General features: G+C 63.1%; 11 protein-coding genes. 5 read left to right on the top strand and 6 right to left on the bottom strand.

The window, feature by feature from the left end:
* Nucleotides 1-29: 29 nt before the first annotated feature.
* From F757_RS0121160 to F757_RS35875, 5 genes are all read right to left on the bottom strand, one after another.
* Nucleotides 30-1,274, bottom strand: a complete 1,245-nt coding sequence (locus tag F757_RS0121160; protein WP_027213137.1) for an acyl-CoA dehydrogenase family protein — start codon at nucleotides 1,272-1,274, stop codon at nucleotides 30-32.
* Between the two features lie 14 nt (nucleotides 1,275-1,288).
* Entirely contained in the window at nucleotides 1,289-2,293 is a 1,005-nt protein-coding gene (locus F757_RS0121155; protein WP_027213136.1) for an NrtA/SsuA/CpmA family ABC transporter substrate-binding protein, read from the bottom strand.
* 33 nt (nucleotides 2,294-2,326) lie between these two features.
* Nucleotides 2,327-3,067, bottom strand: a complete 741-nt coding sequence (locus F757_RS0121150; RefSeq protein WP_027213135.1) for an ABC transporter ATP-binding protein — start codon at nucleotides 3,065-3,067, stop codon at nucleotides 2,327-2,329.
* Complete coding sequence (locus tag F757_RS0121145; RefSeq protein WP_027213134.1) at nucleotides 3,064-3,903, bottom strand: ABC transporter permease subunit; 840 nt, start codon at nucleotides 3,901-3,903, stop codon at nucleotides 3,064-3,066. Before F757_RS0121145 ends, F757_RS0121150 begins: the two co-directional genes overlap by 4 nt.
* A gap of 635 nt (nucleotides 3,904-4,538) precedes the next feature.
* Nucleotides 4,539-4,727, bottom strand: coding sequence for a hypothetical protein (locus F757_RS35875; RefSeq protein WP_156923685.1), 189 nt, complete (start codon nucleotides 4,725-4,727; stop codon nucleotides 4,539-4,541).
* 800 nt (nucleotides 4,728-5,527) lie between these two features.
* Here F757_RS35875 and F757_RS36860 point away from each other — a divergent pair.
* The 5 genes from F757_RS36860 (at nucleotide 5,528) to F757_RS0121105 (ending at nucleotide 12,945) form a co-directional block, all read left to right on the top strand.
* Nucleotides 5,528-5,656: a hypothetical protein gene (locus F757_RS36860; protein ID WP_269660468.1), complete on the top strand. Its 129-nt coding sequence runs from the start codon at nucleotides 5,528-5,530 to the stop codon at nucleotides 5,654-5,656.
* 854 nt (nucleotides 5,657-6,510) lie between these two features.
* Nucleotides 6,511-7,971, top strand: coding sequence for an efflux transporter outer membrane subunit (locus F757_RS0121120; protein ID WP_035467285.1), 1,461 nt, complete (start codon nucleotides 6,511-6,513; stop codon nucleotides 7,969-7,971).
* On the top strand, nucleotides 7,968-9,035 hold the full coding sequence (locus F757_RS0121115) for an HlyD family secretion protein (protein WP_027213131.1): 1,068 nt from the start codon (nucleotides 7,968-7,970) through the stop codon (nucleotides 9,033-9,035). The genes F757_RS0121120 and F757_RS0121115 overlap by 4 nt, the downstream gene beginning before the upstream one ends.
* Entirely contained in the window at nucleotides 9,032-11,818 is a 2,787-nt protein-coding gene (rbbA, locus tag F757_RS0121110) for a ribosome-associated ATPase/putative transporter RbbA (protein WP_027213130.1), read from the top strand. Before F757_RS0121115 ends, rbbA begins: the two co-directional genes overlap by 4 nt.
* A 2-nt stretch (nucleotides 11,819-11,820) precedes the next feature.
* Nucleotides 11,821-12,945 carry an ABC transporter permease gene (locus F757_RS0121105; protein ID WP_027213129.1) on the top strand — a complete coding sequence of 375 codons (1,125 nt, stop codon included), beginning with the start codon at nucleotides 11,821-11,823 and terminating at the stop codon, nucleotides 12,943-12,945.
* Nucleotides 12,946-13,220: 275 nt separating this feature from the next.
* On the opposite strand, the gene F757_RS0121100 is transcribed toward F757_RS0121105, so the two are convergent.
* Complete coding sequence (locus F757_RS0121100; protein ID WP_027213128.1) at nucleotides 13,221-13,538, bottom strand: hypothetical protein; 318 nt, start codon at nucleotides 13,536-13,538, stop codon at nucleotides 13,221-13,223.
* Between the last annotated feature and the right edge of the window lie 226 nt (nucleotides 13,539-13,764).

The following is a 13,764-nucleotide window of genomic DNA, read 5'->3' as shown; positions in this document are numbered from 1 at the left end:
CCCGAGTCGCAAGCGAAGACCGGGCGGGTCTAAAAGAACGCGCCGGTCGGCGGCAACTGACCTGTCAGCAGATGCTGTCCGAGCAGACGCTCCTTATATAGCCGCGGATTGTGCGATGCAATCACCTTGATATTGCGCCAGTGCCGGTCGAGTGCGCCGAAACGCGAGACAACCGAGCCCGAGCCCAGATCGATCAGCCAGCTTGCTATTTGCGGAGCGAGGTCGTCGATGACGACTTTGGCTTCCGACGCCGCGAGCGTGGCAGCAAGCGTGGCTTCATATTCGCCGCTTGTACCGTAAGCGTCCCACGCTCGCTGGAGCGCAGCGACCGCGCGGTCAGCGGTAGCTTCCACGCTTGCCGCATAGGCGCGAATGCGCCCAAGTTGCGACTGAAGCACGGGTTCGTCGGCGGGATGCGCTGCTTCGCCGTGATAGAAATTGCGGCTGCGCGTGCGCAACACTTCGACGGCATCCAGCGCGACCCGGCGCACGATGCCCGCAATGCAGTTGGTCAGATAGACCTGATGGAACGTGAAGCCCCAGGGCGCGGCCTCGTCCGGTCGTGGAGGATCGAGGGGGTACAGGTGCGCCGCGGGCACGGTGACGTCCCGAAAGCGGGCCGTGCCCGAGCCGGTCAGCCGTTGGCCGAACCCATTCCAGTCGTCGTCGTTGCTAACGCCCGCGCCCCGCTCCAGCACGTATTGCACAGTTCGCTCCATACGGCTCTCCACCGCCGAGCCGATAAAGGCGTCGTTGTAGAGGTTGCCTGTCGCGTAGACCTTGTCTCCCGAACCGACGTACACGTCGCGAGAAGCATCCCATTCGAGTCGGGCCATCACCTTCGTCGGGCGCGCCCCGGCCGCCGTTACATCGCTCTCGGTAAAGCTCAAGCCAACGGTCTTTCTCTGTGCGGCAAGCCTCAGCACGTGCGCGTGGAACGGATGATCCCTCTTCCTTAGCGCCGTCTCGACCTGCCACAAATGATTGCGGAACGCATGCGCAATGTTCGAATCCGCCGCCGCCAGGTCGCGAGCGACGACGAACAGATCGCCAAGCGACACGCCGTGCCCACCCTGCTCCGGCGACAGGCGCAGCGCGCCGAAACCGAGCGCCTTCAACTCCGCAATCTCATCGTGCGGTAAGCGATGCTCCCGTTCGCGCGCCGCCGCGGTCGCCGCAATATCGGCGATAGTCTTCGCGAAGCCGAGTGAGACGGTCAACGGCGAGATGCCCTGCGCGCGGCTCGCGTCCTTGCTGCTATTGGTATCAGTCATGCGGGCGCCCGGGTTCAAACTCTGATGCTGTAGTCAGCGACCTTGATGCGCGAGTTGATGATCTTGCGCTCCGCGAGCCAGTCGGCGGCGCGCTGAAACTGCGCGATGAAGGCGGCGTCGTCGGCTTCGTGAAACTGGTTCACACGCTTGAGACTCGCCAGATAGTCACGCACCTGATCCGGATATTTGCCCTCGCGCTGCACAAGTTGCTCCGCTTCGGCCGAGTGTGCCGATTGCCACGCGCCTTCCACGTGATATGCGTCGATTACCGCGCGAATCAGCTCCGAGTTTTCTTCGGTGAACTTGCGGCGCGTCACCAGCGAACTGTAGTCGATCAAAAAGTCCAGGTCGCGGCCTTCGTTGAAGATGTCCTTCGCGTCGTTCGAGAAGCGCGCAATGTCCACGCCGGGCGACCACATCGACCACGCGTCCACCCTGCCCTGGGCAAAAGCCGGCGCGGCATCGGGGGGATTCAGATAAACGAACTGCACCTTGTCACGCTCGACGCGATGTTTCTCCAGCGCCGCGATCAGCAGGAATTCGCCAAGTCCCGAGCGGTTCACGGCGACCTTGCGGCCCGCAAGATCCGCAACCGAGTTGATGCCGCTCGTCTTCTTCACGATGATCGAAGTGGAGCGCGGCGAATAGATGTCGAACGCGTTGAAGACGATCGGCGAGCCGGCCAGCATCGCTGCAAGTGCCGGTGTGGTCGAGCCCCAGAAGCCGAAGTCCGCGCTGCCGCCGACGACGGCCTGAATGGACGGCGCATGGTTCGGGAACGGGCCGATCCATTCGACCTTGATGCCCTTGGCCGCGAGCGTCTTTTCGAACACGCCGCGTTGCTTCGCGATGTCGGGCAGGCTGCCATAGCCCCAGCCAACGCGTACCGTGTCGGTGTTGCGCGTCAGCTTGCGCGGCTCGGCTGCGTGAACAGGAAAGAGCCCTGCGGCAGCGACGCCTGCCAGCAGGCCGCCCGCCGCGCGCAACAGCTGGCGGCGGCTCAACAATGAATCAGTCATGCTTTTGGGTCCTTCGATTGATGGCGATATGGGTTAGTGAGAACGCACGCCCAGTTCGTCGAGCAGAATGGGACGCAGCTCGCCGGCCTGCTCTTTCGGCCGGAAGGATGCCGCAATGCGGCCGGCGCGCATCACGAGAATCCGGTCGGCGAGGGTCAGCGCTTCGTCGACGTCGTGCGTGACAATCAGCACGCCGGGCTGGTGCAGCGCGACGAGTTCCTTGACGAGTCCGTGCATCTTGATGCGAGTCAGCGCGTCGAGCGCGGCGAACGGCTCATCGAGCAGGAGCAGCGCCGGCTCCGGAACGAGCGCCCGTGCGAGCGCTACCCGCTGAGCCTGACCGCCTGAGAGGTTGCGCGGCCAGTCGTCTTCGCGGCCGGCAAGTCCGACCTCGGCGAGCGCAAGCGCGGCGCCGCGGCGGTCAATCGTTTTCTCGTGACCCAGCGAGACGTTTTCCCACAGCGTCGCCCAAGGCAACAGACGATGCTCCTGAAATACCACCGACGGGCGCTCCGGCGCGCGGATGGTCCCCGCGTCGGGCAGATCGAGTCCCGCAAGCGCGCGCAGTAACGTCGTCTTGCCGCAGCCGCTCTCACCGAGCAGCGCGACGAATTCACCCTTGTGGATGTCGAGATCCAGTGAGTCGATCACGACGCGGCTGCCATAGCGCCGCTGCAATCCACGGACCGCTACGGCTAATGTGTGTGCGCCGGCGCTGACGTTGACCGGATCTGCGGCGAAATGATCGCGGCCGGTGGCGATGCTTTGGCTCACTTGCGTGCTCCTTTCGCGTAGTTCGCATGCCACGAGAGGAAGCGGGTTTCCAGCAGGCGCACGAGCGCGTCCGCCACGACACCGATGATCGCGTAGACGATCATGGTCAGAACGATCACGTTCGTGTTGAGAAATTCGCGCGCGTCCATCGCCAGGAAGCCGATACCTTTCGTGGTGGCGAGCGTTTCGGCGATGACCAGGGCGAGCCACGCATGCGCGAGCGCATAGCGCACGCCTGTGAGGATCGACGGCATTGCTCCCGGAAGAATGATTCGCCGCACGGTCGCCGTCCGCTCGAGCCCGACGACACGCGCCAGCTCCAATAGCTTCGGGTCAAGCTGGCGAATGCCGAGCATCGTATTGATATAAATCGGGAAGAACACCGCCAGCACGACCAGGAAAATTTTTGCGGTTTCGCCGACTCCGAACCACACGATCACGAGCGGCAGCATCGCGAGGAACGGAACCGCGCGCACCATCTGGATCGGGCGATCGAGAAGCGCCTGCGCGAGCGGCGAAAAACCGACGAGGATGCCTAGTGCAAGGCCGAGCGTTCCGCCGATGACAAACCCGCCCGCGGCACGCAGCAGCGAGACGCCGAGATGAACGAAGAGCTCGCCGTTACGGGCCAGGTTAAGCGCCGTTTCCAGGACGCTGCTTGGGGCAGGCAGCACTTGCGGTGCAATGAGCCCAAGGCGGGCCGCAGCTTCCCAGAGCAGCACAACGGCGGCCGGGATCATCCACGAAAGCCAGCTGTACAGCGTCGCCGTGGGAATGCCCGTGCGGGTTGGTTGGGCCGCGACATAGCGGCTGCGGGTAGAAGTCAGGTCGGCCATGCCATTTCCATGTCAGCTGTGCAGACGGCGCGCGGCGGGGCGAATCAGAAGCTGATCGTCACTGCGCAGAGCGCCATTGCTTTGCCTTTGATGAAGGAGACTCGCGGTGCGACTTTCTAGCGGGCGTCAAGCCGACTCGTTCCGGGCAGCGAGCATGGACGCTCGCTCCCAGTCCGAAGCGCTTTAAACCTGTCGCGACAAGCTGATTATTAGAAGCCGTCAGGCGAGGCCCTGACAAACGCTTTTTTATGCTTTGCTTTCCCGCAATTTCCAGATGGAAGGTTCGCCGGCCATATTTGATGGCGGGCCGGGAGCGATCGTTGATGCTGGCCATCAACGAAGTTTTGGAAGTTTGTCCGTGTGGCGAACAATCTGATCCCATGCAGCCATCGCCATCTCAGCGACGACCTGGGGTTCTGCTCTTTTGGCGCCGTCCCGCGCCTGGATCGCCATATCGCTCTGGACCGTTTGCAGAAACCTCGCGTGCTTCGCCACGTCAACGGATTCCGGCAACTCGCCCTCGGCAACGGCCCTCTCGAAGCGCGACGAGAGCACATGGAATGCATCACCTCGTGCGATCCGCAGACGCTGATATCGCTCTCTGCAACACGATCGCAGACTTCAGCCTGGCGGGTTCATGTCGGTATCGGTCGAGCCTGGTTGAACCAGGCCCCCGGGTCCTGGCATGTCACTGGCGCCGTTCTCACGGTCGACGGCGGCTTACCGACCTGCCAGTTCATCAGCAATAAACGACGCCGTCGCAGCCAGTGCAGAGCGAAATCTTCGTCGTTGATGTTTTCCTGCTCCGCAAAGGCTTCCTGCACGCCCTGCTCCTTTGCACGCCATCATGAGATCGTGCCATTGCGCGAGCACATGGGTCCCACCTGGTACTCGTGAGCCGAATCTGCGGGCGCTTATTTGATTACCTTGCGCCAAAAGACCAGATATGCGGCGGAGCAGGATGCGATGAGCAGAATGCCCCACATCGGGGCCATGCTGATAAGAACGGAGGTGGCGGACATTTCATACTCCTGAGTAATATGATCGATTGCTGGAACTCAACTGCTTTATCCTCTACTTGGCCGCGTCATTTTGCTGCGCCCTGTACCGATGCGTTCATGGTATCCCCGCAAGCGGTGGTCTACCTGTGGTGCCCTGCCGCACCCACTTGCGCCAGATCAAAAATCAACGAGTGGTAGTAGCTGATGGCTGGACGCGACCCGGTGCGCGCTGCTCCGCTTGATTACGCCCGTGATGCAGTCTAGTGCGCGAGCCACCGTCTCCGCTGACATGGGTCAATCCGCTCGCTCGCCGGTCGTCGCGGCTATCTAAGGTTGCGGCACAGGGCACTTCATGCTCCGGGCAGCCACTCCAACTCCACCGCGAATAGCGCACAAACAACGAGGTATCGCCGTATCCGTTGCAGCGGGCTTTGCGTAGCTTTGACGCACGTCAATCGGTCACAGCAAGCGAAACGTATTCTCGATTCAGAGCAAAACCAAACAGTTCCGGAGGCAATATGTTCAGAAGCGCGATACTCGTTAGCCTGTTACTGATGCCGGGCTCGTTTCTCGTTCTCGCACTAGCGTGTATTCATCCCCGACTTCGCAAGGAAATAGTGCGCATGAGCAGGCTATCCCATCCGTTGACCAAGGCGGGGCTGGCGCATGCGAGGATGCGGGAAAAGCTGCTGTTGCGCCCGGCTCATCGTCCGATTCGCCATGCAGTTGCGAAGCCAGACAGGTTCCTGTAGCGCGCAGTGAGCAGTGCCTCGCGCCTGCCATGCTTTCCGAGCGCACCCGAGCGACTACGACGCGCCCGGAAACAGCGGACATTGCCTTGGCCGCGTCGCGTGTCGGGGTGCCGCATGCATCGATACCAGAAGCGTCCGGACATTGCGCGACATGTTCGAGCTCGCCTGCTGGCCCCCCCGCCCGGCGCGCTGCATCCAGCCCGTTTGCATCCAGCCCGTTTGATCTCACGCTCAACTATCGGACGTTGCGCCGTATTGCAACGTTTCTCCAGGATGCTCGTCAACCATTCAAACCGCCACCACTCTGGCGGGCGGCACTCGTTCTGCCGAACGGCTTACCCCGTGCAGTAGCCTTCTATGGTGTGCGCGCCGCGGACCTTGTTGTACTGACGTCAACCCGTTCGCTTCGATGACGAACACCCCTCCCAGATTTGTGCGATCCCTTCGCATCCGTCCGGCAAGAGTATCTGGCTTGTATTGCCAATGCACGCGGATGGCATGGCATGCATCGCGCCTCGGATCGAACACGCTGCGATACGAAGCAAGCCGCCCTGACCTGTCCGGGCCTGGATGATCCAGATCAAGTTGCACCATCCACCGCGTCGGTTATAAGTACTTGCAGCATAAACGTTACATGGGGCGTTGCGGGTCGAAATCCCGGCCGCTCCGCGCTCCGCCTGCTCGCAAGTAACCGCTTGCGACCGCGCGGAGTGCAGCGCTCATTGCGTAGCCAATGTCCGTCCCAGGCACTTGCCTTGACCGAAGCCATTCCGCCCAATTCACAGCACGCACTCATGTTCTTATCGTCGCGCTCCCGACCGCCGCCAGCAACACGTCCATCGCCTTGTAGCGGCATGACGTTCGCCTCGGCAGTCGTACTGTCCGCGGCGCTCTGCGCAGGCGGATGCATGTCGTTCACGCCGTCCTATGTGCGTCCTGCCCTGCCAGTTCCAGATAGCTGGAACGCCGATTCGTCCGCCGCTGTGCCCGCCGACGGCATATCGGCCCCAGTCCAGCTCGACTGGCGCAGCTATTTTCCCGACGCCCAGTTGCAGGCCCTGATCGAACAGGCACTTAGCGGGAACCGTGATCTGCGCATTGCCGTGCGGCGCGTCGAGCAAGCTCGCGCCACCTATGGCGTGCGGCGGGCCGACACCTTGCCCACGATCGCTGCCGGCGCGGGCTATGTCCGTTTGCATACGCCGGGCGTGCTGGCGCCCGGCGGTAGTCTCGACGCCGACGCATATCAGGTCGGGCTCAGCGAAAGCAACTGGGAAGTCGACTTCTGGGGCCGCGTACGCAACCTCAAGGACGCAGCGCTGGAGCAATTTCTGGCTAGCGACGCCTCGCGCCGCGCCGCTACGCTCGGCGTCATCGCAAACGTAGCGGACAATTATCTGCTGCTGCGCGAACTCGACGAACGCATCTGCGTTGCCCGCGAGACGATCGCAAGCCGATCGGAATCGCTGCGAATCTTCCGCCGCCGCTTCGAGGTCGGGGCGATCTCGAAGCTGGATCTCCGGCAGTCAGAAATTCTCTTGCAGCAGGCGCAAGTGCTGGTTGCCCAGCTCGAACAGTCGCGCGCCACTCAGGCCCACGCACTCGCCGTCCTGGTCGGCGCGCCCGCACCGCTGCAACCTGCGCCGCTCGCCGACACGAGCGTGTACCCGAATCTGCAGCCAGGGCTGCCTTCGTCGCTGCTTGAAAAGCGTCCGGACATCGTCGCAGCGGAACATCAGTTGCGCGCTGCCAACGCCAATATCGGCGCGGCACGCGCGGCGTTTTTTCCGCGCGTCACGCTGACTGGCGCCGTCGGGTCGACGAGTACCGATCTGCATGGCCTGTTTGCATCGGGCAGCGGCGCATGGATCTTCATGCCCAACATCTCGCTGCCTATCTTCGATGCCAGCCGCAATCGCAGCAATCTCGAACTTGCCAGGGCCCGTGAAGGCGAAGCGGTCGCGCAATACGAAAAAGCCATTCAGGAAGCTTTTCGCGACGTGGCCAACGCGCTTTCGGCAAGAGAGTGGCTCGCCGCGCAGGTTCAAACGGAAACAGACACGCTGGCGGCGCAGACAGAGCGCGCCCGCCTCGCCAGGCTGAGATACGACAATGGCGCGACGCCGTTTCTGGAGGTGCTGGATGCGCAGCGGGACCTGCTCAATGCACGACAGCAACTGATACAGACGCGCCGCGCATTGCTTTCGAGCCGCGTCGCACTCTATGCCGCGCTCGGCGGCGACGTGCAGGACCGGGAGCAGACCGGCACGCCCCCCGCCGCCGACATCGCGCATGAACAAGGCCCATTGCCATGAACCCAAGAAGAAAAGTGATACTGGCTGTCGCCCTACTGGCCGTGATTGCCGCCGCCTACTACGTCCCGAAGATGCTGCGTGGGTCGCGTCCCGCCGCGGATTTCGTCAGCGGCAACGGCCGGATCGAGGCAACCGAAATCGACGTGGCCACCAAGCTGGCGGGCCGTGTCCAAACCATTACCGTCGATGAAGGCGACTTCGTCAACGTAGGCCAGCCCCTGGCGACCATGCAGGTGAGCGTGCTCGACGCGCAACTCGCCGAAGCACGCGCGCAGCATCAGCAGGCGCTCAACACCGCGCTCAGTATCGAAGCGCAAGTCGTGCAAAGGCAAAGCGACAAGGCTGCCGCCGAGGCCATTGTCTCCCAGCGTGAAAGCGAACTCGACGCGGCGCGGCGCAAGTTGGCGCGCTCGGAGACGCTGTCGCGAGAAGGCGCATCCTCCATGCAGGAACTCGACGACGATCGGGCTCGCGAGCGCGGCGCGCAAGCTACCGTCCTTGCCGCGAAAGCTCAGGTCACCGCCGCCCAGGCCGCCGTCGACGCAACCCGCGCGCAACTGGTGGCCGCGCACTCCGCTGTGCATGCCGCGCTCGCGACCGTTGCGCGCGTGGAAGCCGACATCAGCGACAGCCAGTTGACGGCGCCGCGCGACGGCCGCGTGCAATATCGCATCGCCGAGCCAGGCGAAGTGCTGCCTGCGGGCGGCAAGGTCCTGAACATCGTCGATCTCTCCGACGTCTACATGACGTTCTTCCTGCCCGAGACGGTGGTCGGCAAGGTCGCGTTGGGCGCCGAAGTACGTGTGATACTCGATGCGGCGCCCAACTATGTGATTCCCGCCACCGTGTCGTTCGTCGCCAGTACCGCGCAATTCACGCCGAAGACCGTGGAAACCACCAGCGAGCGCCAGAAGCTGATGTTCCGCGTCAAGGCACGGATCAACCGCGAACTGCTGCTCAAGCATCTGAAGCTTGTCAAGACAGGCCTGCCGGGCGTGGCCTGGATCAGGATTGATGAGCACGCCGCGTGGCCGGCCTCGCTGGCGATCAAGGTGCCGCAGTGAGCGGCGCGACAACGGCTGAAGCCTCGCAGGTCATCCGGCTGCGCAACGTCGTGCTGCGCTACGCGAATGCCGTTGCGCTCGACAATCTCACTCTGGACGTTCCCGCCGGCCGCATGACCGGACTGATCGGACCGGACGGCGTGGGCAAGTCCAGTCTGCTGGCGCTCGCGGCCGGCGCCCGCGCGGTTCAGCAAGGCAGCGTCGAGGTGCTGGGCGGCGACATGCGCTCGCGACGACACCGGGCGCTCGTCTGCCCGCGCATCGCGTACATGCCACAAGGCTTGGGAAAAAATCTGTACCCGACGCTCACCGTCGAGGAGAACCTGCAATTCTTCGCGCGGCTGTTCGGTCACGACGCCGCCGAGCGCCGCGAGCGGATCGACTCGCTGACCGCCAGCACCGGCCTGAAGCCGTTTCTGGCGCGGCCGGCCGGCAAACTGTCCGGCGGCATGAAACAGAAGCTGGCGCTCTGTTGCGCCCTGATTCACGACCCCGACTTGCTGATTCTCGACGAGCCGACCACCGGCGTCGATCCACTGGCACGCGCACAGTTCTGGAATCTGATCGCGCGCATCCGTGCCGGCCGCCCCGGCATGAGCGTCATCGTCGCAACCGCCTACATGGACGAGGCCGCGCGCTTCGATTCGCTGGTCGCAATGGATGCAGGCCGGATCCTTGCGACCGGCGAGCCGCGCTCACTGCTCGCGCGCACGCATCAGAACACGCTGGAAGCAGCATTCATCGCGTTGCTGCCGGAGGAACGCCGCCGCGGTCATCAGCCGGTCGTCGTGGAGCCGCTGGCCGCCGACGCCGCGGGCGAACTCGCCATCGAAGCGAGCAAGCTGACCATGCGCTTCGGCAATTTCGTCGCAGTCGATCACGTCAGCTTTCGCATTCGACGCGGCGAAATCTTCGGGTTTCTGGGCTCCAACGGTTGCGGCAAGTCGACCACGATGAAGATGCTGACCGGCCTGCTGCCCGGGAGCGAAGGGTCGGCGAAGCTGTTCGGGCACGAAGTGGACCCCAACGATATCGACACGCGTACCCGCGTCGGCTACATGTCACAAGCGTTTTCGCTCTATGGCGAACTGACGGTTCAGCAGAACCTGGTATTGCATGCGCAGCTGTTTCACGTGCCGCCGCAAGCGATTGCCGCCCGGGTCGACGAGATGGTGAGCCGCTTCGGCCTTGCGGAAGTGCGCGACGCATTGCCCGGCAGCTTGCCACTCGGCATGCGGCAACGTCTTTCGCTGGCGGTCGCGATGGTGCACAAGCCGGAGCTACTGATTCTCGACGAACCGACGTCGGGCGTGGACCCCGTCGCTCGCGACAATTTCTGGCAGTTGATGATCCAGCTTGCCCGCCGCGACAAGGTGACGATCTTCATCTCGACGCACTTCATGAATGAGGCGCAGCGCTGCGACCGCATTTCGCTGATGCATGCCGGCCACGTGCTCGCGACCGGTTCCCCAGCGGAACTCATACGCCTGCGCGGCGCGGCCTCCCTCGAAGCGGCCTTCATCGGCTACCTGACCGAAGCGGGCGCCGAAAAAGCGGAGCCAGGCGCTGGCGCTGAAGCGACGATCGAAGCGCCGGCCAGCACGAACTTTTCGAGTACACCCGCGCCGGCAAGCTCACCAGGCCGCGCGCAGCCGCGCGTGTTCAGTCTGAGCCGGGCGTTGACCTACATGTGGCGGGAAGCGCTCGAGTTGCGCCGCGACCCGGTGCGCGCCACGCTCGCCCTGCTCGGCTCAGTCGTGTTGATGCTCGTGATGGGCTATGGCGTCAGCCTCGATGTCGAAAGTCTCACCTACGCGGTCCTCGATCGCGACCAGACGGAACTGAGTCACGATTACGCGCTGACCATGTCGGGCTCGCGTTACTTCGTGGAACAGGCCCCGCTCGCCGACTACGACGATCTGGACAAGCGCATGCGCAGCGGCCGGCTGTCCCTCGCCATCGAAATTCCCCCGCATTTCGCCCGCGACCTCCAACGCGGCACGCCCGTGCAACTCGGTGTATGGATCGACGGCGCGATGCCGCAGCGCGCGGAAACAATTCGTGGATATGTGCTCGGGCTGCATCAGGCGTGGCTAATCGACCAGAGCATCCGTCGGCTCGGCACGACGCCTGCCGCGCAGGTCAAAATCGAGACGCGCTTTCGCTACAACCCTGACGTGAAAAGCGCTCCGGCAATGGTGCCCGCGATCATCCCGCTGCTGCTCCTGATGCTGCCTGCCATGCTGACCGCTCTCGCGGTCGTGCGCGAACGCGAACTGGGCTCGATCATCAATCTGTATGTGACGCCGGTCACGCGCAGCGAGTTTCTGTTGGGCAAACAGGTGCCATATGTGCTACTGGCTGTCCTCAACTTCCTGCTGATGACGCTATTTGCCCGAATTGCTTTCGGCGTGCCGGTCAAAGGCAACTTCCTGACGCTACTCGCCGCGGTGCTGGTCTACAGCACCGTCGCGACCGGCGCCGGCATGCTGGCATCCACGTTCACCCGCAGTCAGATCGCCGCAATCTTCCTGACGATGATCGGCACGCTCATTCCCGCAATCCAGTTCTCCGGCCTGATCAATCCCCTGTCGTCGATGGACGGCAGCGGGCGCTTCATCGGCTCGATCTATCCGGCCACCTACATGTTCACGATCAGCCGCGGCGTGATCAACAAGGCGCTGGGCTTTGCCGAGCTTCAGGCGCAATTCTGGCCGCTACTGGCCGCCATACCGGTGGTGCTCGGCCTGACCACGGCGTTGCTGAAAAAGCAGGAGACCTGAGCATGCGCCACATCGCGAACATCTACCGCCTCGGGGTCAAGGAACTGTGGAGTTTGTGGCGCGATCCGATGATGGTCGTGCTGATCGCCTACACCTTTACAGTGGCGATCTATTCCGCCGCAACCGCGCAACCGGACACGCTGCATATGGCGCCCATTGCGATCGTCGACGAAGACGCTTCGCCCTTGTCCGCCCGCATTGCCGCTGCGTTTTTTCCGCCGCAGTTCGGCACCGCGCGTCTGATTACCCCGGCGCAAGTCGACCGCGGGCTCGATACGGGCGAATACACGTTCGCGCTCGATATTCCGCCCGACTTCCAGCGGAATGTGCTGGCCGGAAGACCTGCGTCGATACAGTTCAATGTCGACGCGACGCGCATGAGCCAGGCGTTCACAGGCAGCAGCTACGTGCAACAGATCGTGTCCGGCGAGATTGCGGGTTTTGTGGCGCGCTACCGGGACAGCGCGCCGCCGCCCGTCGATCTTGCCGTGCATATGCGCTTTAATCCGAACCTCGAGCAGACCTGGTTCGGCGCACTGATGGAGATCATCAACAACGTCACGATGCTGTCGATCATCCTCACGGGCGCTGCGCTGATACGCGAGCGCGAACACGGCACGATCGAACATCTGCTGGTCATGCCGGTCACCCCGGCAGAGATCATGCTGGCAAAAGTCTGGTCGATGGGACTCGTGGTCATGGCAGTGGCGACCGCTTCACTGACGTTCGTCGTGCGAGGCGCGCTGCATGTGCCAATTGAAGGTTCCGTGGGCCTGTTCATGGTCGGCACGGCGCTGCATCTGTTTGCCACGACGTCGATGGGCATTTACATGGCGACGCTCGCGCGCAGCATGCCGCAGTTCGGCATGCTTGTGGTTCTCGTACTTCTTCCGTTGCAGATGCTCTCCGGCAGCATTACGCCGCGTGAAAGCATGCCGAAGATCGTTCAGGACGTCATGCTGCTCGCGCCCACCACTCACTTTGTCGAACTGGGGCAGGCCATTCTGTATCGGGGCGCGGGCCTCGACGTCGCCTGGCGGCCGTTCCTGATCCTGATCGCGATCGGGTCGGTCCTGTTTGCTCTGGCCTTACGGCGATTTCGCAGGACGGTTGGTCAGATGGCGTGACGTGGCGCCCTTCGGTCGTCGCATGGAATCTGGAAAATGCGCTTCGCACCGGAAATCCGATGGTGCAGATACGCGGGATAATGCGGCGAGTCTCAAACTGACGGCGCACAGGTCCGTCTTTTTGGGCGGCGGCGCCGACTCTTTGACTGAAGTAAGTCTGCTTTTTTCAGGGTGCGCGCCACCTGGCGATCCCCATCAATATCGAATCCTCTGCGGACGAGGCATCGCGCCTCGCCTGATCTATTGCCCGCCGGTTCAGACGCAAGCGGCGAAGATCACTCCTCGTCACCCGCCCGGACACTGGCATGGCAAGCCTCCTCACTCGCGCTGCGGTGGGATCGCTGTGCGCCGGTCAGGCCAATCGACAGTGTATTCGACATTTTGAGCTGCACCCACACCATGCCTTCGCGCAAGCCGGCAAGTACCGCCTCCCGCTCGGTCGGCCAAATGCTGCTGTGCTTGAACTCGTGATTGAAGTCGCCCTCCGGAGCGGCGTGGCTGATCTTGATTGAGCAGTCGAATCCGCCCGTCGTCGAATGGGTGACCGCCGAGACCGACCAATGTCCGTCACCAACGTTTCCAGTAAGCGTCATGTGCTACTCCTGATGTCTGACCGATGAGCTAACCCAACCGCACCCGAATGCGCTGCGCTCAGGGCGTCGCAAGCTTGCCGATGCTCATGCTCACGAGGTCCGATACGCCTGTGACGCGCCGCGCAACGCAGGTCGGCACGATTGAAGCCGGCTTGCCATACGACCGACTTTAGATGGGCTCGCGCCCCGACGGTTGACATGTATCAAGTGGCATTCACCGGCGGCA

Source organism: Burkholderia sp. WSM2232, from assembly GCF_000472545.1.
Lineage (GTDB): Bacteria > Pseudomonadota > Gammaproteobacteria > Burkholderiales > Burkholderiaceae > Paraburkholderia.
Note: the sequence above shows the minus strand (reverse complement) of the source record. Positions and strands in the feature narration are given on the sequence as shown.